Source organism: Anaerocolumna sp. MB42-C2 (assembly GCF_030913705.1).
Lineage (GTDB): Bacteria > Bacillota > Clostridia > Lachnospirales > Lachnospiraceae > Anaerocolumna.
Map to the genome: position 1 here is coordinate 347134 of NZ_CP133190.1, position 26217 is coordinate 373350.

Genomic DNA, 26217 nt, shown 5'->3' on the forward strand with positions numbered 1-26217 from the left:
AAGTGAAACTATCAACAATCTCCTCCGGAACAGCCGCACCCCCGGGGTTTTTTAATTTTTGCATTTACTAAATTAGGTTTTACACCTAGATAAATTCTAGGAATGTTAAGCAATTTTACAAATTCGTCGTTGGTAGGGTATCTTCCTGTGATAACAATTTCATCATCTAATACGATAATCGGCAAACTATCTACACCTTTTTCCTTTAAACAATTATTCACTGACTTGTTATTTACAAATTCCTGTGGTGCATTCGTCAGGTTATACCTGTTAATAGTAATTCCATTCTTTTTCAGTGTATTCAGTACTGTTGAAATTCTCATAAGTTCCGGATCTACTCCAACGCCGCAAAGACCAGTGGGACAACACATTGCCGGTTCAAATATTTGCATTTTTTTCATACGATAACCTCCTGGGATTATTTTTCATAACTTTATTTTTACAGTTAACTTTTTAATTAATAAGTTCAAAACCTTTCAATATATATATAATGGATACTTTTAAATATAAGTATATTATATAAATTCACATCTTATAGACATTTTTCAATGATATAGACAATTATCTATACTATTATTATACGAAACATATAGATAGTTGTCAATATGTTGCTTTATTTATTTATATATGTTACTCTATTTTATAATAAAAAAACCCTTTAAACTTTCAAGTGTTTTAAAGGGTTATAATATAACTAAGCAAATTTATTAAATTATGATGCTTTGCAGTAAAGCTTACTTCTTCTGCTTCAGCATTCTAAATTGCAAAATACATCATACCTTAATAATCCATTGCTTTCTATTAAGGCGTATCCAATTGTAAGTACGCTAATTAATAAAAATAATATCGCCATGCAGATTCCTCCTTCTTTAGTTACCGATATGTTTACTTCTACGTTCCATAAGTATAACATCATGCCATTTACCGTTATTCATTTTTCCAAGGTTTTCTCTATAACCGATTTCTCTAAATCCGCATTTTTTATGTAAGTTCCTGCTAGAAATATTCTCTTTAATGATTCCTGATTGTAAAGTCCAATATCCCTCTTTTTCCGATTGTTCAATCAAGTAATTAAGAAGTGCAGTACCAACTCCCATACCTTTATATTCTTCTCCTATATAAACACTTACTTCGGCTACCCCTGCATAAACACAGCGGCTTGATACAGGAGATATAGCCACCCATCCTAATACATTATCCCCTGCGCGGGCAACAAAACGACATTTCGTACTATGCCCATGATTCCAATCTTCCCAAGTCGGAACATCATTTTGAAATGTAGCAATTTCCGTTTTTATTCCGGCCAGGTAGATCTCAGCAACCTGCTGCCAGTCTGTTTCTTTCATATTGTCTATTATAAAGTCCATAGGTTCTCCTCTCCTTTGTGCACATTTACTAGTACACCTGTAAAATATTTTACATATAACACCAAATTTCCACCGATCTTTAACTCTAATTATTATCTCTGACTGACTGAACTAATATCTGCAGACTATCCAAAACTTGATTCCTTTTATCTTCCGGAATGGTATTAAAAATGCCTGCGTAATAAGTAAACATATTATCTTCAATGTTTTTAAAAACTGCCGCTCCTTTATCCGTTAACTGAATTGATATATAACGCCTGTTTTCTGAATTGGTTTCCCTTTTTACTATTTCTGCATCTACTAAATTATTAATTGTCCTGCTCATGGTGCTTTTGTCCAACTCAAGTAACTCAGCCAGATCAATTAACGAGATTTTCTCTGCTCTTCCGATTTCTACAATAGCATGACATTGAGAAATCGTTACACCGCAGCACAAGGCATCACTTTTTTCCAAAATGCCTAAATTCCTTACCAGTATTCGCAAAAGTTCTCTCAAGGTTTCGCTTCCCTGGTTTGACATCTGTTCACCTCTTTTCTCTATATGAATGCATTATACCATACAACAGTTGTGTTGTGCAACTGTTGTTTTGGCATGTCTTAATCATTTTCAGTCATCTCCGGCACTTTTCAAATTCATCCAATTTCTATTCCAATAATTTTTTAATAACTTGAATATTATATTCAACCAATAAGAAAAAGAGGTCTTTTTTTGTATTAAAATCCAATCGATTAAAATCTTTTTTGATCTTTCTGGTAAAGTTTTTAGATAAATCTTCCCTCATACTTATTGTAATAAAAGCTTTTAATAAATCATTTGAAAAAGATCTGGAATCCTGATTCCTATTTAATACTTTCATAATACGCTGTACAGCTTCCCTATATTCAGGAGCTATATAGGTATTAATGATAGCATTCCTGTTAAAGGTATAGGTTATATTTAGTTTATTTTTAAAACAATATAAATCACTTATATTAATTAAATCAATAAATTTAAAATTGTCATTAATATAGTACAGATTATTCTGAAAGAATTTACTTGTTTTTAAAATAATTAATGGAAGGTTTATTCTCCCTAAATGAATTTTAATTACTTTCAAAACCAACTTGTCATTTATTTTTACCGTTTGTAACGTTAAATTCAATCCAAAACAAATAACATAACCTTTCATCGAAGTTTTAACAATAATATTATTATCAGTCAAATCAATAGACAAACCCTTAAGCAGAAAACCCTGAGGCAGCTTATTCTGTAGTTTTAAACTTACATCTTTGGCTATTAAACGATTTAATTCATTTTCTGTTATTGTCAAATTATTTACACCAAATAAATCAGGTTCTGATTCTATTAAAATCTTTTTAACTAAATTATATTCTTTATCGGCAGTACTGACATTTGATGGTTTTATTAGATATAGAACCAGGCTGATCAATATAACTATTATTACTAATACAATGAATTTTCTTCCTACCCTCATAATTAAGGTCACCTCAAGTAATTATTTATTAATTAATATCATTATCCTGCTTGTAACAGATATACAAAAATATTCTATTGGCCACAATATAATCTTATAAATTCCGGTATATCTCTTCTATTGTATGTCCGATTCGGGCTAAATAACTGCATGAATTTAAAAAAGCTTTTCTTGCAAACCATTAAGCCTGTAAATGGATTGGAAGAAAAGCTTTTTTTTAGTTTAAACTTCTGCTGATTTTTCTGGCAAAATAACTGATAATATTAAGGAGATACCGGTTAATACTATAAAGGTTATAAATAAAACAAACATTGAATTATTTAAAGAAAGCTTTATCCGGTCACTGCTGATTAATAAATTTTGCGCAGAGGATCCGTATAGATCGTTGGGGTTTATATCTTTTAAGCCTATTCTATTAAAATATCGAACTATATTAATATTAAATATATTTCCAAATACGCTAACACCGATTGTTTGGCCCAATGTCTTAAGCAGAGCATTCGCTCCTATTGCGGCTCCTCTCTTAGTATAATCCACTGACTCTTGAATTATAATCGTTAACACGGTAAAGGCACCACCAAATCCGAATCCTATTATAAAAACATATACTAATACCAGTGCTAGAGGTGAATTAATTCCTAAGGTAGAAAGCAGTATTATACCGACCAATAAAATAATCACGGATATTAAATTCACCTGTTTCCCGCCGTTTTTTACTATTCTGTTACCTAAGACAAAGGAAGCCAAAAGCCAGGAAAATGACATGGAAACTAAGGCCAATCCGGATACGGTAGCACTTAAACCCAGTATGTTCTGCAAGTAAATCGGGATATATACGTTAATACCTATTAAAACTGCTGCTATAAACAGGCTTATCATATTAACTATAACACTGTTCCAGTTAAAAATGTCAAAAGGAATTATGGGTTCATTTACTCTTCTTTCTATCAGATAAAAAAGCACCAACAATAGGATCGTTAATACAACAGAAATTCCGATTAATAATTTATTTATATCAGTTGCTAAAAAAATACTTAAAAATAAGATTAATGCTGCAGATAAAGTAAATACCCCTGCATAATCCAGATTGTGTTTCCTTTTTTCGAAATCTTCTTTCAGACTTCTATGCAATAATATAATGGATAAAATACCAAATGGAATATTGATGAAGAAAATCCAATGCCAGGAGAGCACATCAATTAAAGTGCCGCCTAAAAACGGACCAACCAGACTGGCTATCCCCCAAACTGTACCTAAAATTCCCTGAATCTTCGGTCTTTCCTCTATATTATATACATCTCCTACAATCGTATAAGATACGGTGAATACTGAACCTGCTCCAATGCCTTGAATTGCACGAAAACCAATCAACATAAACATTGACTGCGACAACCCGCATAAAAAACTTCCGATTAAAAATATAATGATACCAATAGAAAGTACGTTTTTCCTGCCATATAAATCAGATAGTTTACCGCATATAGGAGTTGATATTGCGGATGTTAATAAATAGGAGGAAAATACCAAACTAATAATCTCAAATCCGTGCAGTTCTTTGGCAATTGTAGGAATCGCAGTTGTCACCACTGTTCCCTCCACTGCTCCTAAGAACATTGCTAACATTAACGCTATCGCTATTTTTTTCTTTCTTAAATCCATACTTTGCTACTTCCTATCAGTTATTTTTTCCTAAGTTTCTTTAAACGTAGATTCTTATTCGTTTTTGCTCTAACAGAGAATCTTAGTAATTATAATGGAATATGTATTTTTTGTCCAGCTATAATATTTTGTTTCATATTTATTTTATAGGAAATAAATACAACCCTAAGCAATTCAAGAGCTTCCTTAACTTTCTGAGTATTATTCAAGTCTTATGTGTTAAATATTGGTAGATATTATTATATGTTAATAGTATAATCAAAACAAAACTAATATACGATATCGTAATGGAATGTTAATTATTTATATTTTAGGCAAAAACCTTGCATGAATGAAACGAAACGTGCAAGGATTTTTATATAATTATCTACTATACTGTTTTTGAGAGGAGGGATACGTTTGAACTGGTACGATCAAATAAACAAGGCATTAGACTATATTGAAAATCATTTAGACAGCAGCATTGATTTAGATAAAGCTGCTTCATAAAACATACAGAGTATTTCTATAGTGACTTCAATCCGAATAACCCTCGGAGGGAGAAATTTTATTATGTTAATGCGAGTCTAAAGTAAGAAATAAGCATTATCTGCAGAAATTTAATACATATTTTCTCAAATCAAGAATTAAGTTAAAAAGTATTCTATCATTATTTAATTAAGAACGGCTTCGGCTGTTCTTTTTTATTCTCATTTAAAGTCAGTTTTATTTTCGTCGATTCCAAACTTATAATCGTTAATATGATAAGAGTATAATATAATTTCATTAATTATAATTTTTTTAGCTTATTCAGATTGATGAAATTAATGGTAGTATTTATAACTTAATTGCTCTATAATAAAAATGTATACGCTTTAGTTTATACTGTATGAATTGTCTCGCAAAAGACATGCAAGCCATTAGAAAAATGATAACTGAAAGGAAAGCCGCATGTTGATTCTCTCACCTTTCATTATGTGGCAGCAACATATCTGTAAACAGATGTGTTATGCAAGGATATTAAGATGCAAAATATTTTACTTTTTATTTTTACTCTATTCGCATATTTTGTTAAAGCAATTACCGGCTTTGGTAACACCCTTGTGATGGGTTCTTTATTTTCCTTTGTAACATCCAATAGATTCACTACACCGATAGACCTAATATTTAGTATTCCAACTAATATTTATATTGTATGGAAAGAGAGAAAAAATCTTTCTGTTAAAATTGTTCTTCCGCTGTCCCTTATGCTGTTAGCCGGTATAATACCGGGCACCTTTTTATTAAAGGTTGGTACTGACTGGATACTGAAATCTATATTAGGTATTATTATTGTTGGACTGGGAGTAGAAATGCTCACCAGAAAATCAAATGAAAATAAAGTATCAAAAACAAATCCCGCTGCTCTTATAGTTATCGGCGTCCTTTCCGGAGTTTTAGCCGGTCTTTATGGCATCGGAGCTCTTCTGGTATCCTACATTATTCGAACTACAGATAATAAGGGGCAATTTCGAGCTAATATCTGTTGTGTTTTTTTAGTAGATAATGTATTCCGATTTTTCTTATATTTATTTACCGGTATATTAAATAAGGAGATTCTACATACTGCAATTATTCTGGCACCGGCTGTACTAATAGGTATGATGATCGGTGTTAAAGTTGATGCAAAAATGAAGGAAGACAATGTGAAGAAATCTGTCATTACTTTGCTTATCATAAGCGGTACCGTTTTGTTTATCAAGAGTTTTTTTAACCATTGATTAGAATTTCTAGACTATTTTATTACCGTTTGAGGTATAGCCATGCTCTTCCATTACTTTTGAGAAAATGGTTTTCTCTATTACACCTTTCAGCCATTTTACTTCGTCAATATGATGATTTTTAAACACCTCATTCTGCAGCTCGGAATATATTTCACATAGAAGCTGATACTCCGTTTTTTCTGATAAACATGTTATTACTTTTTTCTCTCCAAAAACCTTTACCGCCCTTTTTCTGTCTCTTTCAAGACATTTAATCACCGCATCTTTCATCGCTTTATTCTCCTTTCTCTCTTAATATCCGGTTTTATTGCTCTGATCTATTCGTTCTATTTCTGTATTCCGTTGGTGTCATACCTCTTTGCTGTTTAAATAACCTGCAAAAAGAAGGCAAGTCATAAAATCCGCAGGATAAAGCGATTTCTGTCATATTATATTTCGTATTACCAATCATATCTTTCGCCGCAAGGAGACGGTATTCAATTAGATATTTTTTAACAGAAGTGTTCTTGTATTTTTTAAATATTTTAAAAAGATAAGTCCTGTCTATACCCACATATCTGGCAATATCAGAAACATTAATATCATAACTGTAATTTTGCCGGATATAAGATACCGCTTTATCCAGGTATCCTTGCTCCGGGACTTTTTTTATTCTCGTTTCCGTTCTTGCTATCGTTGAAAAAACAAGATAAAACAAACCAATTAATTCATACTCATGATATCCGGGATTTTGGAATCTTTCAATCATTTTCTCTAAATAATTACTGCATTCATCCAGCTTAAATATATTACAGACAAGATTTGATTTTGATAATCCGGCGGTTTCCAGCATCTCATCAGCTTCTTCTCCGTCAAAAGCAACCCATGCATACTCCCACGGTTCTACCTTATCCGCTTGATAATATGTAATTTCATTAGGAAGAATTAAAAAAGCACCTCCCTTTTTCACTTCATATACTTTATCTCCAATCTGATAGATACCTTTTCCATTTAATATAAAGTGCATTAAATAATGTGGTCTGACCGCCGGTCCGAAATAATGCCCCGGCACACACTTTTCCTTACCGCAATAATAGACGTTAATGGGTCTTTTTATTGTATTTTTCATGATATTCTCCTATAATCCATTCAAAAGCAATTCCAACTTTTCAACAAAATAACAAAGATAAAGAAACAAAATTCAAAGACATTTTCTACTACTAATTATATAATGACTTTAAATTCTTAACAAGATGAAAGGAAGATTTTTATGATTAAAATTACTTTTATGGGTGCCGGAAGCACTGTTTTTGCCAGAAATGTACTGGGTGACTGTATGTGTACCCCGGCACTCTGCGAAAGTGAAATAGCACTTTATGACATTGATGAAAAGAGACTTAACGATTCCAAAATTATTTTGGAGGCAATCAACAAAAACGAAAATCAAAGCCGCGCGGTAATAAAGACTTATTTAGGTGTAGAAAACCGTAAAGATGCATTAAGAGATGCTAACTTTGTTGTTAATGCTATTCAGGTTGGCGGTTACGATCCCTGTACGATTACTGACTTTGAAATACCTAAGAAATACGGCTTAAGACAAACCATAGCAGATACTTTAGGGATCGGCGGTATTATGCGTGCTTTACGTACTCTTCCGGTTCTTGAGGAATTTGCAAGAGATATGGAGGAAGTTTGCCCTAATACTCTATTCTTAAATTATACAAATCCAATGGCCATGTTGACCGGATATATGCAACGTTACACTAAGATACAGACTGTCGGACTTTGTCACAGCGTTCAGGTATGTTCCGAAGGGCTTTTAAAAGCACTTGACATGGAAGATAAACTAGAAGGCCGCAATGAATTAATAGCCGGTATTAACCATATGGGCTGGCTCCTTGATATTAAAGATAAAGACGGAAATGATTTATATCCCGAAATTAAAAAGCGTGCTTTAAAAATGAATGCAGAAAAGAAACACAATGATATGGTGCGTTATGAATACATTAATAATCTAGGATATTACTGTACTGAATCCAGTGAACATAATTCAGAATACAATCCTCTTTTTATTAAGTCCAGATATCCCGAAATGATTGATAAATTTAATATCCCCCTTGATGAATATCCTCGCAGGTGTATCAAACAGATTGCGGAATGGGAAGAAGAACGTGCCCGTATTCTCGATAACGGTCAAATCACGCATACACGTTCCAGAGAATATGCTTCTTATATCATGGAAGCAGTTGTTACCAATACTCCTTATAAAATCGGAGGTAATGTACTAAATACCGGTCTAATTGATAACCTTCCTGCAGATGCCTGTGTTGAAGTTCCTTGTATGATTGATGCAAGAGGCATTAATCCCTGCCATGTCGGAAGACTTCCGGTTCAATTAGCAGCCATGAATATGACTAATATTAATGTACAGCTCTTGACCATAGAAGCATGGGTAACGAAAGACCGCAATCATATCTATCATGCCGCCATGCTGGATCCTCATACTGCTGCCGAACTTAATATGGAAGACATCAGAAATATGTGTGATGAACTGATCGCAACTCACGGAGATTATATGAAGGATTTCCAATAAACTAAATATTTACCTGTTTGTATCTTATGATATTGTAATAGAAGGTATGGGATTTATAAGTTCTATCCTATACCTTCTATTTTTAACGGTAACAATATTCTTCCTTTCAGTTTAAATTGAAAGATAGGTGATTGCGAAACAATATAGTTATCTAAATATTCCATACAATTCATACGAATTTTATTGCTTCAATTGCCTTTAAGGGCAAGAGATTGAACATCTTATATTTACAAATCAATTATCTTGTTAGCAACATTATAACCAAACCTCTCATCGTGTTCAACAAAAACAATGGTAGGTTGATACGTTATTATTGCTTTTTCCAGCTGCTCTCTAAAATATATATCCATATAATTCAGGGGTTCATCCATAAGTATCAATTGATTATCCAAAGCTAAAGCTCTGGCTGTTTCAATTTTTTTAACTTCACCGCTGCTGAAAGTTTCGATTGGCCGTTTTAAAGTTTCTTCATCTATATCCAGGTACTCACATAAGGTTTTAAATTTTTGAAGTCTAAAACAATCCATAAAGTAATCGTTAATGTAACCTGTAGTCCAGCCAGGTTCCTGCAAAATCTGAGTAATAATTAAATGTTCCTGAAATGTAATATTCTCTGCATCAATACATTGCCCCAGGATTTTCAGTAAAGTACTCTTTCCACTTCCATTTTTTCCTCGCACCCATATTCTGTCACCTTTATTAATCTTTAATGATATATTTTTTAAAACGTATTCTTTTGTATACTTGAAGCTCAAATTCTTAATTGATATAAGTGTAATTATTTCAGAGCTTTGCTGTTCAAGATTTAAATCCTGTGTAATTTCATAGTTTTTTAATAATTCTTTTTTATATTCAATGTTTTTTCTTATAGCCAATTCAGATGCCTTTGCCTGCCTCATAAATTTAGCGGCACGGGAACCATTCCCGCGGTTATTGGACGCATATGGATTTTTCTCTTTTTCAGCTATAGCTGCCCAATTCCTATTTTGGACAGAACGGTTTTCTAAGCTGGTTATCTCTCTTTCCAGCCTGGTTTTTGTTCGTAATTCAAATACCTCTGTTTTATCCTTATTGCTTTTCCAGGAAGAATAATTGCCTTTTTCCAAAGTAATATCAGCCTTATTAATGGCCATTATATGGTCTGTTACCATGTCAAGAAATTGACGGTCATGGGAAACAATCAAAAATCCGGTTTTATGCTTTAAATAATCAGACAAAGTCCGCTTACCCTCTACATCCAGATGATTGGTCGGTTCATCCAGTAAAATATATCCATTTTTTCTTAAAAACAGAGAAATAATAAGCATTTTAGTTTTCTCACCGCCGGATAAGGAATCAAAGTCCCTCTCCAGAAGTTTTTCCGATAGATGCATCAGATTCAGCTCTCTTTTTATTCTGCTCTCCATCTCAAATCCGCCACTCTGTAAATAATTTTCAAATACAGTTTGATATTCCTCCAATCTGCTTTCCATATCCTCAGCCAAAATTGATTCCATCTTATCTTCCATGCTTTTTAGAAAACCAATGTTTTCTTTGATAACATCTATTGTCTTACAATAGCTTACCTTGTTAATAAAGGGGAAATATAACATATCCACTTTCTTAATTATATTACCTTTGTCCGGCTTTAACTCACCCAACAGGAGTTTTAAAAATGTTGTTTTTCCTCTTCCGTTTCGACCTATCAGTCCTAATCGCCAGTTCGTATCCAGAATTATATTTACATTATGAAAGATAGGATTATAATAGTTCGTATAGTGATAACTCATTTCATTTATTATTATTTTCGACATAGATAACCTCCTAAAACTACCTGGCTATCAATCGATTCATATAATCTAATCAGCCAGGCGCTTATTCTTTAAAACACTTCTCCTTAACCGAATCATCCACATCATAGATACCTCCTTGCTTTTCTTTATCATAATTAAAAAAAGAGCCCAAGAATAAAATTGGACATAAAAATAGATTCCTTATACAATAAATGAACCATAGACAAAAAACCTTTTCAGCCGGATAAAGGTTCATTATCACCGTATTCATTGTGTAGGAATCATTATTTATGAATCAACATTATATTCTTAACCTCTTATCTTAATTTACTAATACTATTACTATACTGTTTTTTTTAGCGGGTGTCAATTATATTTTTTAAATCGACAGTTACAAATTTTGATTTCTTAACATTTTTCTTAACTAGTTACTTCACACATTTACATTATTTTTAGGTGTCTCTTTTTACATTTTCAAGTTTATGATTCGCAGATGACGGAGCTGGTTCACCGCTGACATAATTTCTGGCAGTTCTTATATTATAATCTTCCATGCCTCTCTTTTCGTTCTTATCTTTAGAACTGTTTTGTTTTTTCATATCTAACCCTCCGCTTTAATTGATCTTTTGTATTTTCAATTTAATCCTTATTATACACACTCTGAATAAGGTTATACGATAAATTAATAAAATATCTGTTCCCTTAAATTTCATTGCTATTTATCGTTCTCCTGTATATAATAACTATATTAATTTAAGCATAAACTTTCATCAAAGATACAATATAAGGAGTAAAGACCATTATGAATTATACTATAAATAAAAGGAAAACAAGAAATTTAGTAAGATTTTTAACAGTTTTTCTGATGGTCCTGCTATTAATTTTACTCGCCCGGTATTTTTATTTTCTTTATTTTCCAAAAGATAATACACAATATTCCCGTAATAATTCAGATAAAGATCAGACTTTCTATATTGCTTCCGATGTACATTACCTGTCAGAGAAACTGACAGATCATGGTATTGCCTTCGAAAAATATATATCCTCAGGTGACGGGAAACAATTAAATTATATTGATAGCATTTTAAAAGCGTTTATAACTGATATAAAAAAGACAAAACCGGATTTTCTTATTATAAGCGGAGATCTAACTAATAATGGTGAAAAAGAAAGTCATCTGGATCTGTCCAGAAATTTAAAAACAATTGAAAAAAACGGGACGTCTGTCTTTGTAATACCAGGTAACCATGACATTAACAACCCATGGGCAAGACAGTTTAAAGGTGAAAAACAGTACCTGGCTGATTGTATCTTTGATAAGGATTTTAGTAAAATATATGCTGATTTTGGTTATGATGAAGCTATCTCTAGAGATGAAGAATCTCTAAGTTATCTTGCTGCTCCAACTGATAAACTATGGCTATTAATGCTGGATACAAATAAATATAAGGACAATCTATCCGTTGGTATACCGTCTGCCGATGGTCTCATAAAACAAGGAACCTATGACTGGATTTTAAAATGCCTGGAATCAGCGAAAAAACATGGCTCGGAAGTAATCGCAGTCATGCACCACAATATTTTGGATCACAGCGAAGTGATACGGGATGGTTATACCTTAAATAATCATGGTCAAATATCAATTTTATTTAAGGAATACCAGGTCCAACTGGTCCTTAGCGGTCATATCCACGTTCAGGATATCAGTTCAGATCATAAAGCAATAAATCCTTTGTATGATATTGCATCCGGTGCATTATCAGTATATCCTTTTCATTATGGTATTCTAAAATATTACGTTAAAAGTAATAGCTTAAAATATTTTACCAAAACCGTAGATGTGGAAAATTGGGCCAAAAATAATCACATAAAAGATAAAAACCTTTTAAATTTTAATCGTTTTTCGAAGGAATACTTTGGTAATGCATCTTCTGCTAAAATCAGCAAATCATTACAGGAATCCGGTTATACAAATAATCAGATTAAACGAATGCTTGATATCCTAAAAACATTGAATATCAGATACTTTTCGGGAACCGAAAATTTAAATGAAAAAGACTTGCTCCATTCGGAGGGTTATAGACTATTAACTGAGCTCCCTGACAGTTTTCTAAAGAGTTATGTTACAAGCATAATAAGTGACAAAGATATTTATGATAATGAATTAACAGTAGATTTCAATGATTAGTATACGTTTTTTGAATTTCGTTTACCTTATCTTTACCTATATTTAACATTAATTGGATAGTTCTATGTTATACAAAATGCTATTCTTGATCTGTAGGATACTTTATATCCGGTTAATTTATTTTAGGTAAAGGGGTGAGGAATATGACCATTCTCTATTTTATATTTCTATTACTATTAATCGTTTTTATTGGCTGTTCCTTTTATATTCATTCAAAAAGGACGGATTCTAAGCATTTGGATTCCTATCGTTGGTTTGTAAAAATTCTTAAATAAAACCTGTGAAAAAATTATACATTAAACTAAAAAATCCATAAAACACATTCAGGACAGGAAGTTAAGCCTCTATGTGTTATATGGATTTTTTACCCTTTAGGGTTAGATTTTATATCGATATTTTATACCTAGGATATGGTGTTCGTGTTTCCTGATAACATTTCAATCAAACTTGTTTTACATAATCATCCGTTACTGGTTCTTTACCATTTAACATCGGTATTGCTACATGTTCGATAAACCATTGAATTACCGGTCCCATAAAAAATGCAGTAAGCAGTGTTCCAATACCAATGGTAGCTTTAAATATAAAGCCGATAATAACACAAATTACATCTGTACTGATTCTGCATATACGAAATGTTATCGGTGTTTTCCTGGACAGAATCAGCGCCATAGCATCATAAGCAGAAACTCCTAAGTCGGCAGTAAAATACAGTGATGATCCAAAACATAATAAAACTAAACCAAACAGCAATAATAATATTCTCGCCCACAGAGGTTCATTATGAAAAATAAGTGCTAATGAATCCATTGTTATCTGCCCTACTAATCCAACTCCGAACAAATTAAAGATAGTTGCGATACCTATATAATGCTTATCTATAAAAAATACAAATACCAGACATATCCCTGTAACAATCGGGTAAACACTTCCGTATTCAAATCCAAAAATATTACCGATGCCGGTTACAAATACAGTAAAAGGATCCGCTCCCAACACTGCCGTATTAAATATTCCTACACAAATTCCACTGATTGTGACACCTATTAAAGCCATTAAAATTCGTTTTACTTTCTTTTGCATGCATAACTCCTAACTTTTGCCTTAATCCATCGGGTCATATTTTGTCATTCACCTGATATTTCTTAACGCTAATCTTCTATTTGGACTTCGTCATTATTTTAACGATAAAACCTTTCCTATTATACAACGAATATTTGTAAAACTCTATGGCCATTTTATACATTTTTTTAGGATTTTAAGTTTGATTTAGAGTCAGAAGAAACAAAATTTGTGCCTGCCAACATAAACAAAAAAGCAATGGCAAAAGTTATTGATGGTTTTTCTCTAAGAACGATATTGGAAAAAATAACACCGATAAAAGGTGCAAAAGCATAATAGGTACTTGTTTTAACTGCTCCAAGCTCCCTTTGGGCATAAATGTAGAAAAAAATACTTAATCCATATGATAGAAAGCCTATTATTAAGGCAAGAATCATATATTTAATATTTACTAATTGCTCACCTATAAATAAAGCAATTACAAGTGAGCAGAATCCGGATCCAAAGCCTTTAATAACTACAATTTGCATAGGGTCTTTTGCTGAAAGCATCCTGGTGCAATTATTTTCTAAGCCCCAGCATACACAGGCGAGAATTACTAAGATAGATCCGGCTGAAAAAGAGAGGCTGCTGCTATCCTCAAAAGATAATATCAAACTGGAAAAGGTTATTAATCCAATTGCAATCCAAAGCTTTTTATGAATCGTTTCATGGAAAAATAATAATGCAATCAAAGAAGTTGATACAATCTCAAAGTTATTTAGAAGTGACGCATTTGCTGAAGTAGTTTGGTCTAAACCGAACATTAAAAAAATTGGTGCTGCTATGTCTAAAACAACCATTCCAACCGTATAAGGAATTTCTTTTTTTGTTAATATTTGTTCTTTGGATATTGATCTGAATTTTATACGGAATAATCTTATCACATACATTCCTATTCCGGCACCCAGGTACAAAAAAGAAGCCATAATTGTTGGTGGTATATGTTGCAGAAGTAATTTTGACAGTGGAGTACTAACAGCATAAAGTGTAGCAGCTAAAATTGCCCATATAAAGGAAGTTTTTTGTTTACCGTTCATACTGTTATCTCCTGTTTCACAGCATCCCCCCTGGGGGGGTTATGTGATTATACTATCATAAATTATTACATTTGTAAACTGAATAAGAACTATTCTATATATTTCAAGGAATAAACAATCTTTGGTAAACAATCTGCAATAGATTGTTATGTTCCGCTAACTATGATATTCAAGTAAATATTAGAAATTTACATAAATAAAACCCTAAGCTTAGACTCTCTTTTTTAAGCTTAGGGTTTTATACTGTTAATTAAATAACTGTAATATAATATTTTATTTGATAGTTTCGTTAAATGTATAACTCATAAATATTAGGATATTTCATCCAATTTCCGCAAATTTTTATTCATTCGAAAAATACAACATCCTGCAAATCCAATTATCCCCAAGCAAATATAGAGCAAAGCAATTCCATTACCGGATCCTTTACCAACGATTGCTTCAAAAAATGTTAAAAAAGCAGAATTTTTTTTCATATATGGCTCGAAAACATGATCTGCCAAAAAACCACCGGTTATATTACCAATAGGGATGGAGGTATATTGTAAAGTATTTCGCGCCGAGAACACTCTTCCCTGCATATCTACCGGAATTTTGATTCTCATAATATAATCAACATTTGCCAGCAGCAGTGGTATTAATGCATTTCCTAAAAATACGGCACTAGTCCAAATATAATAATTTCGACCAACTCCCAACATACTATTACATATTAAAAAGGAAAATGACATTATGTTTATTATTAATGGTATTCTTCTGGATGTCTGCTGAACTTTCGATACGATAACGCTGCCAAACAGTCCGGCAATTCCAACGGCACTTGTAACAATGCCCAATTGAAAATCGTTATTTCCATTTCTTAATAATATCATAGGTGTCAGAACAGCATTATAAATTGCAGCTATAAGATTAATAAATGCCATAAACTGGATTAAACTAAAGATATCTTTTCGAACAAGGATATACTTTATCCCAATCTTACACTTTCCCCACAAGGACTCTTTCTCGACATTTGTAACCGATATTCTTGGAATCTTAACAAGTGTTAATAAAGTAATAATTGCAAAGAGAAAGGTTGAAAGATCAATTAATATTACATTTCTTAAACCGCTGAACGCATAGATGGAAGTTGCTGCCACTGGCGCAAAAATTCCTGAAAAGGAATTAAAAAAAGATTGCAAACCACTTGTTTTTATATAATTTTCTTTGGATACGATTACAGATACGGTAACCGCCGATGCCGGAGATTGAAAGGAATCTGTTATACCTAAGATAAAATTAATCAGGTAAAGATATTCCAATCTTAATGATTTTGTCCCTAATAAAATAAATACTCCAAAAGAAAATATAGCTGCAATGGAATCAGTTACAAGCATGATTTTTTTCTTATTCCAGCTGTCACTTATCGTCCCTGCTATAAAACTGAAAAGAACTTCCGGAAATAAATAACATACGGTCAGTAAAGATGTTGATAAAACGGACCCGCTCTCCTTATAAGACCACAGAATTAAACCAAAACTTGTCATTTTACTGCCAAATTGAGAAGCAAATTGTCCTATTGCAAACCAATAAAAGTTAAATAATTCTTTATCCTGTTTTTTTATTTTCACTCTAACTTTACTCCTATTCTTTTATCTAATAGAAAGTACAAAGTCAAAATGAGATAGATATTATCTTATATCCTCCATGCAATCTCTACCTTACCTGACTTTGCATGGAGCGAGAACAATACACATTTTCATTTTATTACCTCCGTAATTTTGGGATAATAGCTCCTTTGCAACAAACTCACGCTAGGATGGCGTACGTAGTTTGTTACACTGGAGTATACTAATATATGAAAGTAATTATATTATATAATGTTTCATCGCACAATAATTCATTGAAATATTTTTGTAAAAAAAAAGGTGGATTTAGGTTACCGTTCACAGGCTTTATGCAGGGGAGTGAACAGCAACAGGATTTAATCGATTTATAATATCCTTTTTTTATTTCATGTTCATGCTGCCTTATCAATATTTTTAGTAATTATGATATCGGCATCCGTACCTGCAACATTTTTAATCACTTTATCTCCTACATGTACCGGAGCATTTATTGTACAGGATTTTATTGCTTCCATACACTCTTTGATTTTGTCTTTTGGTATGTCCTTACTGGTTTTAACTGAAACCATTGGCGCAGTACCATTGAGTACCCTGATTGATGAGGTGACAATCCTGGTTGGATTTGTTACTTCTTTTCTGACATAATCCTCACCTATTTTACATGAATTACCTGTTATGTTACTGATTAATCCATTTTGCATCTCTACCTGAATCATACAGCCTAATGGGCATCCAATACAGATTAAATCTCTCTTTTCCATCATAACTCTCCAATCTTGCTTTAAACTTGTTATACAATTGATCCAGCTGTTATAACTTTTTTAATCTTCAATTCTAACTATGATTTTATTTAAGGATGGGTAACGGAGCAAATCCTGCTTTTTCAGTTTTATTTCTTCCATTTCACCGGGCGCCATTATTTTCTTTTTTCTTTTTGAAAGAAGGCAGTCATCAAAATAAACACTTATATTTTTATTTTGATAGACATTGCCGACTCGAAAACGAACTGTTAAAATTTCTTCCATATTCTCAGAGTTTATCCATTGAGGTACGGTGTATCGTACTCCATTTTCCGGAATAAGTGGAATAACTTTATCCGACATATTATCTGGCTTGGCATTAAAACTTTTCACATATTCAGAAGCATTTCTTCCTGCCACACTCGCTTCTTTGGAAACAAAATCAACCAGGTCATGCACATGTAATACATTACCGCAGGCGAATACTCCCTTTTTGTTCGTCTCTAATTTATCATTTACAATTGGACCTGAGGTAACCGGATCTAATTTTACACCCATACCTTGTGAAAGTTCATTTTCCGGTAGCAGTCCAACCGATAATAAAAGGGTATCACAAGAAATATACTCTTCCGTACCTGGTATCGGCTTTCGGTTTTCATCTACTTTCGCTAACGTAACACCTTGAATACGCTCTTTACCATCAATATCTACAATCGTATGATTCAATTTAAGAGGTATCTGGTAATCATCCAGGCATTGGACTATATTTCTCTTTAAGCCGCCGGAGTAAGGCATTAATTCAGCTACAACCTTAACCGTTGCCCCCTCTAAAGTCATTCTTCTGGCCATTATTAATCCAATATCTCCGGAACCTAAAATAACAACTTCTTTTCCCGGCATAAGTCCCTCAATATTCAGTAAATGTTGAGCTGTACCTGCTGAGAAAATACCTGCCGGACGGTATCCCGGTATATTAAGAGCTCCCCTTGCCCGTTCACGGCATCCCATAGCCAATATAACAGCCTTTGCTTTTAGGGTAAATAAACCCTCTTCTTTGCTCATGGCAGTAATCTGTTTCTCTTCATTTATGTCAATTACCATTGTATTCAGCTTATATTCTATCTTTAAATCATTCACCATGGTAATAAATCTGTCCGCATATTCCGGACCGGTTAGTTCTTCTTTAAAAGTATGCAATCCAAATCCATTATGAATACATTGATTTAATATCCCACCCAATTCTTTATCCCGTTCCAGGATTAATATACTGCAACATCCGCTTTTTGAGACTTCGACGGCTGCTGCAAGACCTGCCGGTCCGCCGCCAATAATGATGATATCATAATTTTTCATAATAAGTGTTTCCTCTTTCCTATTATTTTTCATTTAATTCAACCTCCATACTGACCTTTTCCAAACATTTGTTCTTCTTGGCCTGCTTTTCTCAATCCATATCCGGTTTTAGCAGAATATTAGATTTTCCACCACATTTCGTAATATCTTTTCTATCAACATGAAGTTCTCTCGCAAGAATCGACATAGTTTTTGGCAGGCAAAAGCCGGCTTGACACCTACCTGAACCGGCTCTGGTTCTTCTTTTAATACCATCAAGAGTATCGGCACCTAAAGGACGATTTATGGCATCCATAATTTCTCCTTCTGTTACAGTTTCACATCGGCAAATCACATTGGCATATGCCGGGTACTTTTTAATGAATTCTTCTCGTTCCTCATAAGTTAAAGCTAACGGATTCATTACACCTTTTCTATGGCTGATAAAATTAACCTTCTTTTCAGATGGCAGTATCTGTAACACTATTTTTTCTACAAATCTGCCAATTGCAGGTGCAGAAGACAACCCGGGTGATTCTATTCCTGCCACGTCAATAAATCCCGGAGCGTCTTTCACTTCTTCAATGATAAAATCCTCCTGCTCAGTATGGGCACGAAGTCCTGCAAAGGATGTTATGATTTTATTAGCCGGCAGCTTATTAACACTTTTCTCTGCCTTTTTTATTACTTCATTCAGGGCATCGGCAGTTGTATTAATTAATTCCTTATCCTGAATATCCAGAGCTGTTGGACCAATTAGAAGGTTTCCATGAATAGTTGGAGTTACTAAAACTCCTTTACCATATTTATTCGGTAATTGAAAAACGGTTTTATTAACAAAATTCCCAACCGTTTTATCCAGAAGACAATATTCTCCTTTTCTTGCTGTGATAAGCATCTTATCCTCACTGACCATGTTATGGAACTTATCCGCATACACTCCGGCTGCATTAATAATAATTTTAGTATCAAACTCTCCTTGCTTCGTTTTTACTTTGTAACAATTATCATAGGTAGTCCCTTTTATTTTTTTAATATCCATAACTTCCGTATTCAGTTTAAATTCCACTCCATTAACAAATGCATTTTCCGCAAGTGCTATTGTTAAATTAAACGGGCAGACGATACCTCCTGTAGGTGCATATAATGCAGCGCAGACCTCATCAGTGATATTTGGTTCCATCTTAATAATTTCCTCTTTTTCAAGGATTTTAAGACCGGTTACTCCATTTTTAAGACCATTATCCAGTAACTTTTCCAGCTGCTCCCGTTCCTCTTTCTGAAAACATAGGACCAGGGAGCCATTTCTTCGAAATGCAAAATCCAGTTCATGTGACAAGTCCTCCATTAACTTATTTCCTTCAACATTAAGTTTTGCTTTCAGACTGCCTGCCTTAGCGTCATATCCCGCATGTACGATTGCACTGTTTGCTTTTGATGTGCCTTCGCACACATCGCTCTCTTTATCCAGCACAAGAATTTTTAACTGATACCTTGATAATTCTCTTGCAATTGCACATCCGACTACCCCTGCTCCTATAATAATTACATCCAACATATGTTTTCCTCCTAAAAAGACATAAAAAAAAGCAAGCAAACAACATCTTGTAAAGATATTGTATTTGCTTGACTCCAATTCTCACGCAATAATTATTTAATTAACTAAATCATATCATATCGATTGGTAAATTACAACAACTTTTTTACATAAACCAGACCTCCGGATTTGTGGAGGAAATAGAAACCGCACCGGCAGATAGGGCAGCAATTACATCTTCTTTATCTGATATAAGTCCTCCGGCGATAACCGGTACATTGGCCATAGTGCTGATGCGCTTTATCACTTTGGGCATTACACCGGGAAGTATTTCTATATAATCCGGTTTTACCATCTCACTTTGTTTTTTTATATGTTCAAAAGCCAGGGAATCAATAACAAAAAACCGAAACACGGTAAATAGACCAAGTTCCTTAGCATGTTTAATCAATACCTGCTTCGTCGAGATAATTCCGTCTGCTTTGGTGTTATTTTTTATAAAATCTATTGCAATTTCCTTAGAGCTAAGTCCGCCTATCAAATCAATATGAATGATAGCAATACGTCCACTTTCTTTTACCGTTCTAACGATATCGGTTATTGTCAGTATGTCTCCGAATAATATAAATATGATTTTACTTTCTGATTCCAGACATTTATTTAATCCATCATAATCTTTAACAGCCGCAATGATCGGACATTCCTCCATCATATCCATAAAGCTTTTATTCATAGTAGCATTCCCCTTTCAGCAATTTCCCGCTTATGTCCTATTATACTTTTAAAATTAAGTTAAACTAAGTATACTAATGTCCAAACCTTTATGGGCATAAATCCCGAAAATAGCTTCTTTTGCTATTTTTCGTTGTCTCGTATCCGAGGCTTTTGGCTCATTTGTTCCTAGCAAGACTATTCTCATTAATTATATCATAAATCAGAAAAAATGATAATATTATTATTTAAGTGTTTCATATAAACACAAAAAAGCTTCTTCTGCCTTTTTAAGTAGTAAAGAAGCTTTTATATGCCGGATAATATTATTCTTCCTTTATTGACAAAGCCGTTTTAACAAACTCCGGAATCTGGTCTTTTTTAAATAGAAACGATTCCTGTCCTTTATTACCATATTCATCTTGAATAAAGGTGACAATCACGTTAACCGATTCATATGCCTCTATAAAACCAGTATTATTCCAATAATAATCCTCTGGTATTAAAGCTGCATAGATTTCTTTCATTTGTTCTTTATCCTTAAACGACTTGGTAATACCGGATACTGTTTGAGATTTACGTTCCATATCCATCTGCTTTTTGTCCATTACCTGATTATTTGATACTACTATTTCATCGATATTAGTTACATCCATTACTGCATCAGCATTAAACCCATGTTTCTTTAAGAAATCTATGGTTTTAATGCAGCTTGGATAGACATTATATTGAGCTCTGTCGTCTTTAAATTCAAATATAATTCTTGCAAGCGGAATAGTATCTCTTAAATCATCTAAAGAAAGAGTAAATAATTCTTCTTTATAAATATCAAGTAATTGTTGCTTATCTTCGTTACTGAAATTGAATTTTTTATATTCGAGTACATTATCGCAGGATATAGTTTGAATATCCTGGACTTTCCATTGATTAATTGGATAATGTCCTTCTTTATACTCTTTCCTTGCAAAAATATTTTTTAGACTATCATAATTACCTTTTAAAACATACGTTCTATAAACTGTTCTTTTGCTTTTTAAATTATATTTTACATAATAAGTATATGACTGCCGTTTCTCGGTTTCTTTTAATGGTTTTTCTAACCCTTGTTTTACTAGTTGGTATGTCACATCAAAATCGGTTAATTTCATATTTTTCAGTTGGTAACTAACATTGCTATAGTTCCTGATATCAGCGCTGTAATAATCCATATCATCATCCACGCCGGTAATTGCAACACTCATACTCTCTATTTTGGCTTTATCCGGAATATAACTATCATATCTTAAAACATCGAATCTAAAAAATCCTGCTATTAATACTACCGCTATGGCACTAAATAAAATATGTTTCTTATTATGAAATGCGCAGCGGATATCAAAATTATAGATTATCTCTATTAATGCATAGGATAATAAGAAAGAAAATATCATTCCGAACAACCACCAGCCATCCGCTCTGTTATAGGATATTTCCCTGAAAATAATTCCTCCTCCCATTGTTATAGGGATGACAAGTAAAAATTTGATGATTGGTTTGGATATGGAGAAGGCCATAGCTTTGCCCGCTGCTTCCGACGGCCGTTCCTTATATAAAAACAAAGCAAACCCTATCATTAGAACTATAACTATAACAGCACTGGTTATATTAAAAAATACATCTTTATTTAGTACCTTGTTTATTTTTTGTACGGCCTCAACATAACTTCCGAGAGGGGATAAGAATAAATATTTCGATTCAAAATCATTCCTTGCGTAATATGTTTTAAAAAAATCACTAAAATACATTTCCTTAATCAGTTTGACCATTGGTCCATACAATATAAAGACAGCAGCTCCAAAACAGTTGATAATAAAATTACCCGTTAACATAGCCGCAATTACTAAAAGCGTATAAATTAAACAGTAATATAGTAAATTCACAACTAAAGCTGATAAAGCAATAGCGAGAATGGAACTGCTCATAAAACCGTTTATCTGTAATACGATAAAACACAATAAAAGATTAAAGATATAAGGTACAATATAGATCAAAATTCCGTTCAAATAACAAGCAGCAAACATAGTTTCCCGCTTTATTGGAATACTGTGATATAAATCTACTTTCTTTTTTGAATGCAGATAGAAAAAACTGCTTAAACCACAGATTACGGCTCCGGCAATTGTAATCATTATAAGCAATACTGACTGGGATTCCAGTAAGTTTGTTAAGGAATTAATGATATACGTGCGGGATATAACATCTCTGTAATTTCCAATCATAATAGCACAGGCAACAGGTAGAAACAAAAAAAGTACTAAAAAAGCCAGTGCTATAGCCCATATTCTTCTCTTTAAATCTTCTTTTAAAAATTTAGAAAATAAGTTTCTTGATGTCATAACCAACTACCTCCGTTTCACTGATAAAGATTTCTTCCAAGGTCAAGGGAAGAACTTCCGCAAAAACCGGATTAACGTCTTCAATCCGCTTAGTTATTTCTTGACCGGCTCCCCTGGCTGTTATGGTATAAAGAGAACCTCTTTTGTCTATTTTCAGAACTTCTATCCCCTGAAATACAATATTAACGTCCTCTTCTTTTTGAAATACACATTGTATCTTGTGAATACTTAATTTCATATCAAATAAATCTTTTGAAAATAAAATACCGCCTTTGTGAAGCAATCCTACATGATCACAGATATCCTCCAGTTCACGTAAATTATGGGAAGCAATTACCGGTGTCATATTCCGATCAGACATTTCTTTTGCAAATATACTTTTAACAGCCTGCCTCATAACCGGATCTAAACCGTCAAAAGTTTCGTCACAAAATATATACTTCGTATTGGCACATACCCCGCAAATAACAGATATTTGTTTTTTCATACCCTTGGAAAAGGTATTTATTTTCCGTTTGGGATCTAAATCAAATTGTTTCATCATCGTATCAAACCGTTTATCATCAAAGTTCTTGTAACTGATCTTATAAAACTTTCTCATATCTTCCGGAGTGGCATTACTAAAGAAGTACTGGTCATCCGATATATAGAAAAACAATTCTTTAGCCTGGGTAGCCTCGTATACCTCCAAACCGTCCACTTTAACAGATCCGGTATCCGGTTTTAGAATACCGCATAATATCCGCAGAAAAGTACTTTTTCCTGCTCCGTTGGTTCCAATTAAACCAAATACATTACCCTCCCGTATGGAAGCTGTAATCTGATCTACGGCTATGATCTCATCAAACCGCTTTGTAACATTTGAAACTTCAATCATCTTTGATAACCTCCTTGTATCCCTCGTCTAATTTACTCATAAATTGTTCTCTTTTTATCCCTAATTCTTTACCTTTTTTTACTAATGTCAGTAATTCCTCTAAAAGTTCTTCTTTTTTACATTCAATCAGATTACCGTTGGCTGCTATAAAACTACCTCTTCCTTTGACAGAATAGGTAAAACCTCTTCTCTCTAATTCTGTATATGCTTTCTGAATTGTATTCGGATTGATGGATAATTCCATAGATAAGTTCCTTACGGAGGGCAGTTGGGAATCCGGTTGTAATACTCCCCGCAAAATTAAATCCTGAAATCGTTCCACTATCTGTTCGTATATAGGTCTGCGGTCTTTGTAGTCAATAATGATCATAAAGGCTCCTTTCTTTTAATTATTAAATCGCATAATTGTAATTAATTAATCAATTCGCTATAAATCATTTATAAAGTATCGTTTATTATTTAATCTGTTCTTTATTGTTTTTAATTACAATCTAACTATAGTATATTCCATATCGCGTGTACTATTCTTATTAGTACACTTAGTATATAGATTTCTATAAAAAAAGTCAAGTAAAAAATAGGCTGTAACATAATAGTTTTCTATACTTGCCTAAAAAAATAAAAAACATGTATATTCTGCTATTTGTTACAGCTTATGATATTTTTTAGTGACTTAGATTTATAACCGTTGCTTTAACCCTAGTCATTGCTTCGATGGAATAACGGATTCCCTGTGTTCCTATTCCGGATTTTTTAACTCCTAAAAACGGAAAATGGTCCGGTCCACGCTCTGTTTTATTATTTACCTGAACTGTACCTACTTCCAGTCTGCTTGCTACATGAAATGCATCATGTAAATTCTCTGTAAATACGGAGCTCTGCAATCCATATTCGGATTGATTTGCCAGATTCACTGCTTCATCTATACTATTAACACGAAGAATCGGTAAAACCGGTCCAAATGGTTCTTCCCAGGCAACTCGCATATCAGTAGTTACACAATCAAATAAGGTTGGATAAATAAGATTCTCTTCTCTCTTTCCTCCATATATTAACCGGGCACCTTTTGCTTTCGCATCTTCAATTAAATCCCACACATAATCAGCTGCTTTCGTATTAATTAAAGGTACGATATCTACTTGTTTCTCTAGAGGGTTACCAACCTGTAATTTTTCAATTTCATCTTTTAGATGGGAGATTAATAAATCTGCCACTTCATCTAACACCAGGATTCGTTTTACAGCGGTACAACGCTGCCCTGAATAAGAAAAAGCTCCTGCAATTATATTTTTTGCGGCAAATGCTAAATCAGCATCCTTTAATACGATTGCAGCATCTTTACCGCCTAATTCCATTAGTAAAGGAACCATATGGGCTTTTTCTGAAATACCGATACCAACTTCTGTACTTCCGGTAAAATTTACAAAGTTTATGTCCGGATGAGTTACAACGTAATCACCGATTACACTTCCTTTGCCGGTTATTATATTTAAAACTCCCTCCGGCAGTCCGGCAGCTTTAAATATGTTTACTAATTCAACTCCACATAAGCTTCCGGTTGTAGCCGGTTTAAATACAACCGTATTACCTGCTATCAGTGCCGGTGCTATCTTTGAGGTTGCAAGATTAATGGGATAATTAAAAGGCGAAATGGCAAGAACAACTCCAACAGGTTCTCTGGTAACCACAGCAAATTTTTCTTTATTAAACCCAGAAAAGGTATCTCCCTGAATACTTTCTCCATGTATACTTTTAGCTGTATCTGCAGTAAACCGGATAAAATCTGCAGTTCTTGTTATTTCAGCACCCGCGCTTTTTCTATCTTTACCTACTTCTCTCACTAATAATTCTGTGAGTCTGTCTATATGTTCCACCAGGATATCCGCAGCCTTATATAAAATTTCTGCTCTTTCATTTAGGGGTACATTTCTCCAGGAGGAAAATGCTGCTTTTGCCGATTGAATTGCCAAATCAGCTTCCTCTTGTGTTAAAGCCGGCACTTTTCCTATTATAGAATTATCTAATGGTGAAGTAATCTGTATATATTGACGATTCTCATTTTTATCCGTTAAGTCATTAACGTTGTAACTGTGATTGCTCATATTGTGTCTCCTTTCTTTAT

General features: G+C 33.3%; 23 protein-coding genes. 3 read left to right on the top strand and 20 right to left on the bottom strand.

Features of this window, described 5'->3' with window-relative positions; genetic code table 11:
- Positions 1-11 precede the first annotated feature (11 nt).
- The 5 genes from arsD to RBU59_RS01555 form a co-directional block, all read right to left on the bottom strand.
- Entirely contained in the window at positions 12-401 is a 390-nt protein-coding gene (gene arsD, locus RBU59_RS01535; RefSeq protein WP_308146126.1) for an arsenite efflux transporter metallochaperone ArsD, read from the bottom strand.
- A 468-nt stretch (positions 402-869) separates the two neighbouring features.
- Positions 870-1367, bottom strand: coding sequence for a GNAT family N-acetyltransferase (locus tag RBU59_RS01540; RefSeq protein WP_308146127.1), 498 nt, complete (start codon positions 1365-1367; stop codon positions 870-872).
- Between the two features lie 85 nt (positions 1368-1452).
- Positions 1453-1887: a MarR family winged helix-turn-helix transcriptional regulator gene (locus RBU59_RS01545; protein WP_308146128.1), complete on the bottom strand. Its 435-nt coding sequence runs from the start codon at positions 1885-1887 to the stop codon at positions 1453-1455.
- Between the two features lie 124 nt (positions 1888-2011).
- Entirely contained in the window at positions 2012-2842 is an 831-nt protein-coding gene (locus tag RBU59_RS01550; RefSeq protein WP_308146129.1) for a hypothetical protein, read from the bottom strand.
- A 222-nt stretch (positions 2843-3064) separates the two neighbouring features.
- Positions 3065-4501 (bottom strand): MDR family MFS transporter, encoded by a 1437-nt coding sequence (locus RBU59_RS01555; protein ID WP_308146130.1) that lies wholly within the window; start codon positions 4499-4501, stop codon positions 3065-3067.
- A 1004-nt stretch (positions 4502-5505) separates the two neighbouring features.
- Here RBU59_RS01555 and RBU59_RS01560 point away from each other — a divergent pair.
- The gene (locus RBU59_RS01560) at positions 5506-6240 is read left to right on the top strand and encodes a sulfite exporter TauE/SafE family protein (RefSeq protein ID WP_308146131.1); all 735 of its coding nucleotides are present in this window, start codon (positions 5506-5508) and stop codon (positions 6238-6240) included.
- A gap of 9 nt (positions 6241-6249) precedes the next feature.
- Here the strand turns inward: RBU59_RS01560 and RBU59_RS01565 are convergent, their stop codons facing one another.
- Both RBU59_RS01565 and RBU59_RS01570 read right to left on the bottom strand, forming a co-directional pair.
- Complete coding sequence (locus tag RBU59_RS01565) at positions 6250-6513, bottom strand: hypothetical protein (RefSeq protein ID WP_308146132.1); 264 nt, start codon at positions 6511-6513, stop codon at positions 6250-6252.
- A gap of 34 nt (positions 6514-6547) precedes the next feature.
- Positions 6548-7351, bottom strand: coding sequence for an AraC family transcriptional regulator (locus RBU59_RS01570; protein ID WP_308146133.1), 804 nt, complete (start codon positions 7349-7351; stop codon positions 6548-6550).
- A gap of 141 nt (positions 7352-7492) precedes the next feature.
- On the opposite strand from RBU59_RS01570, the gene RBU59_RS01575 reads away from it, so the two are divergent.
- Positions 7493-8815: an alpha-glucosidase/alpha-galactosidase gene (locus RBU59_RS01575; RefSeq protein WP_308146134.1), complete on the top strand. Its 1323-nt coding sequence runs from the start codon at positions 7493-7495 to the stop codon at positions 8813-8815.
- A gap of 227 nt (positions 8816-9042) precedes the next feature.
- Here RBU59_RS01575 and abc-f read toward each other — a convergent pair whose 3' ends face one another.
- On the bottom strand, positions 9043-10608 hold the full coding sequence (gene abc-f / locus RBU59_RS01580; RefSeq protein WP_308146135.1) for a ribosomal protection-like ABC-F family protein: 1566 nt from the start codon (positions 10606-10608) through the stop codon (positions 9043-9045).
- Positions 10609-11039: 431 nt separating this feature from the next.
- Positions 11040-11186 carry a hypothetical protein gene (locus RBU59_RS01585; protein ID WP_308146136.1) on the bottom strand — a complete coding sequence of 49 codons (147 nt, stop codon included), beginning with the start codon at positions 11184-11186 and terminating at the stop codon, positions 11040-11042.
- Positions 11187-11389: 203 nt separating this feature from the next.
- On the opposite strand from RBU59_RS01585, the gene RBU59_RS01590 reads away from it, so the two are divergent.
- Positions 11390-12775 (top strand): metallophosphoesterase, encoded by a 1386-nt coding sequence (locus tag RBU59_RS01590; protein ID WP_308146137.1) that lies wholly within the window; start codon positions 11390-11392, stop codon positions 12773-12775.
- Positions 12776-13216: 441 nt separating this feature from the next.
- Here RBU59_RS01590 and RBU59_RS01595 read toward each other — a convergent pair whose 3' ends face one another.
- The 11 genes from RBU59_RS01595 to RBU59_RS01645 all read right to left on the bottom strand — a co-directional run bounded on the left by RBU59_RS01595 (position 13217) and on the right by RBU59_RS01645 (position 26197).
- Positions 13217-13858: a YczE/YyaS/YitT family protein gene (locus RBU59_RS01595; RefSeq protein ID WP_308146138.1), complete on the bottom strand. Its 642-nt coding sequence runs from the start codon at positions 13856-13858 to the stop codon at positions 13217-13219.
- Positions 13859-14025: 167 nt separating this feature from the next.
- Positions 14026-14916: a DMT family transporter gene (locus RBU59_RS01600; RefSeq protein WP_308146139.1), complete on the bottom strand. Its 891-nt coding sequence runs from the start codon at positions 14914-14916 to the stop codon at positions 14026-14028.
- 311 nt (positions 14917-15227) lie between these two features.
- Positions 15228-16526 carry an MFS transporter gene (locus RBU59_RS01605; RefSeq protein ID WP_308146140.1) on the bottom strand — a complete coding sequence of 433 codons (1299 nt, stop codon included), beginning with the start codon at positions 16524-16526 and terminating at the stop codon, positions 15228-15230.
- Positions 16527-16915: 389 nt separating this feature from the next.
- The gene (locus RBU59_RS01610; RefSeq protein ID WP_308146141.1) at positions 16916-17284 is read right to left on the bottom strand and encodes a DUF1667 domain-containing protein; all 369 of its coding nucleotides are present in this window, start codon (positions 17282-17284) and stop codon (positions 16916-16918) included.
- Positions 17285-17344: 60 nt separating this feature from the next.
- Entirely contained in the window at positions 17345-18616 is a 1272-nt protein-coding gene (locus RBU59_RS01615; RefSeq protein ID WP_308148524.1) for an NAD(P)/FAD-dependent oxidoreductase, read from the bottom strand.
- A gap of 91 nt (positions 18617-18707) precedes the next feature.
- Entirely contained in the window at positions 18708-20153 is a 1446-nt protein-coding gene (locus tag RBU59_RS01620; RefSeq protein WP_308146142.1) for an NAD(P)/FAD-dependent oxidoreductase, read from the bottom strand.
- 145 nt (positions 20154-20298) lie between these two features.
- Positions 20299-20865: a glycerol-3-phosphate responsive antiterminator gene (locus RBU59_RS01625; protein ID WP_308146143.1), complete on the bottom strand. Its 567-nt coding sequence runs from the start codon at positions 20863-20865 to the stop codon at positions 20299-20301.
- Between the two features lie 304 nt (positions 20866-21169).
- Positions 21170-23218: a DUF6449 domain-containing protein gene (locus RBU59_RS01630; RefSeq protein WP_308146144.1), complete on the bottom strand. Its 2049-nt coding sequence runs from the start codon at positions 23216-23218 to the stop codon at positions 21170-21172.
- Positions 23193-24095: an ABC transporter ATP-binding protein gene (locus RBU59_RS01635; RefSeq protein ID WP_308146145.1), complete on the bottom strand. Its 903-nt coding sequence runs from the start codon at positions 24093-24095 to the stop codon at positions 23193-23195. Before RBU59_RS01635 ends, RBU59_RS01630 begins: the two co-directional genes overlap by 26 nt.
- On the bottom strand, positions 24088-24465 hold the full coding sequence (locus RBU59_RS01640; RefSeq protein WP_308146146.1) for a GntR family transcriptional regulator: 378 nt from the start codon (positions 24463-24465) through the stop codon (positions 24088-24090). The genes RBU59_RS01635 and RBU59_RS01640 overlap by 8 nt, the downstream gene beginning before the upstream one ends.
- A 295-nt stretch (positions 24466-24760) precedes the next feature.
- Complete coding sequence (locus RBU59_RS01645) at positions 24761-26197, bottom strand: NADP-dependent glyceraldehyde-3-phosphate dehydrogenase (protein WP_308146147.1); 1437 nt, start codon at positions 26195-26197, stop codon at positions 24761-24763.
- Positions 26198-26217: the final 20 nt, after the last annotated feature.

What these genes read in the sequence shown, in the direction of transcription:
- arsD (WP_308146126.1), bottom strand. Translation starts at nt 401, where the DNA reads ATGAAAAAAATGCAAATATTTGAACCGGCAATGTGTTGTCCCACTGGT.
- RBU59_RS01540 (WP_308146127.1), bottom strand. Translation starts at nt 1,367, where the DNA reads ATGGACTTTATAATAGACAATATGAAAGAAACAGACTGGCAGCAGGTT.
- RBU59_RS01545 (WP_308146128.1), bottom strand. Translation starts at nt 1,887, where the DNA reads ATGTCAAACCAGGGAAGCGAAACCTTGAGAGAACTTTTGCGAATACTG.
- RBU59_RS01550 (WP_308146129.1), bottom strand. Translation starts at nt 2,842, where the DNA reads ATGAGGGTAGGAAGAAAATTCATTGTATTAGTAATAATAGTTATATTG.
- RBU59_RS01555 (WP_308146130.1), bottom strand. Translation starts at nt 4,501, where the DNA reads ATGGATTTAAGAAAGAAAAAAATAGCGATAGCGTTAATGTTAGCAATG.
- RBU59_RS01560 (WP_308146131.1), top strand. Translation starts at nt 5,506, where the DNA reads ATGCAAAATATTTTACTTTTTATTTTTACTCTATTCGCATATTTTGTT.
- RBU59_RS01565 (WP_308146132.1), bottom strand. Translation starts at nt 6,513, where the DNA reads ATGAAAGATGCGGTGATTAAATGTCTTGAAAGAGACAGAAAAAGGGCG.
- RBU59_RS01570 (WP_308146133.1), bottom strand. Translation starts at nt 7,351, where the DNA reads ATGAAAAATACAATAAAAAGACCCATTAACGTCTATTATTGCGGTAAG.
- RBU59_RS01575 (WP_308146134.1), top strand. Translation starts at nt 7,493, where the DNA reads ATGATTAAAATTACTTTTATGGGTGCCGGAAGCACTGTTTTTGCCAGA.
- abc-f (WP_308146135.1), bottom strand. Translation starts at nt 10,608, where the DNA reads ATGTCGAAAATAATAATAAATGAAATGAGTTATCACTATACGAACTAT.
- RBU59_RS01585 (WP_308146136.1), bottom strand. Translation starts at nt 11,186, where the DNA reads ATGAAAAAACAAAACAGTTCTAAAGATAAGAACGAAAAGAGAGGCATG.
- RBU59_RS01590 (WP_308146137.1), top strand. Translation starts at nt 11,390, where the DNA reads ATGAATTATACTATAAATAAAAGGAAAACAAGAAATTTAGTAAGATTT.
- RBU59_RS01595 (WP_308146138.1), bottom strand. Translation starts at nt 13,858, where the DNA reads ATGCAAAAGAAAGTAAAACGAATTTTAATGGCTTTAATAGGTGTCACA.
- RBU59_RS01600 (WP_308146139.1), bottom strand. Translation starts at nt 14,916, where the DNA reads ATGAACGGTAAACAAAAAACTTCCTTTATATGGGCAATTTTAGCTGCT.
- RBU59_RS01610 (WP_308146141.1), bottom strand. Translation starts at nt 17,284, where the DNA reads ATGGAAAAGAGAGATTTAATCTGTATTGGATGCCCATTAGGCTGTATG.
- RBU59_RS01615 (WP_308148524.1), bottom strand. Translation starts at nt 18,616, where the DNA reads ATGAAAAATTATGATATCATCATTATTGGCGGCGGACCGGCAGGTCTT.
- RBU59_RS01620 (WP_308146142.1), bottom strand. Translation starts at nt 20,153, where the DNA reads ATGTTGGATGTAATTATTATAGGAGCAGGGGTAGTCGGATGTGCAATT.
- RBU59_RS01625 (WP_308146143.1), bottom strand. Translation starts at nt 20,865, where the DNA reads ATGAATAAAAGCTTTATGGATATGATGGAGGAATGTCCGATCATTGCG.
- RBU59_RS01630 (WP_308146144.1), bottom strand. Translation starts at nt 23,218, where the DNA reads ATGACATCAAGAAACTTATTTTCTAAATTTTTAAAAGAAGATTTAAAG.
- RBU59_RS01635 (WP_308146145.1), bottom strand. Translation starts at nt 24,095, where the DNA reads ATGATTGAAGTTTCAAATGTTACAAAGCGGTTTGATGAGATCATAGCC.
- RBU59_RS01640 (WP_308146146.1), bottom strand. Translation starts at nt 24,465, where the DNA reads ATGATCATTATTGACTACAAAGACCGCAGACCTATATACGAACAGATA.
- RBU59_RS01645 (WP_308146147.1), bottom strand. Translation starts at nt 26,197, where the DNA reads ATGAGCAATCACAGTTACAACGTTAATGACTTAACGGATAAAAATGAG.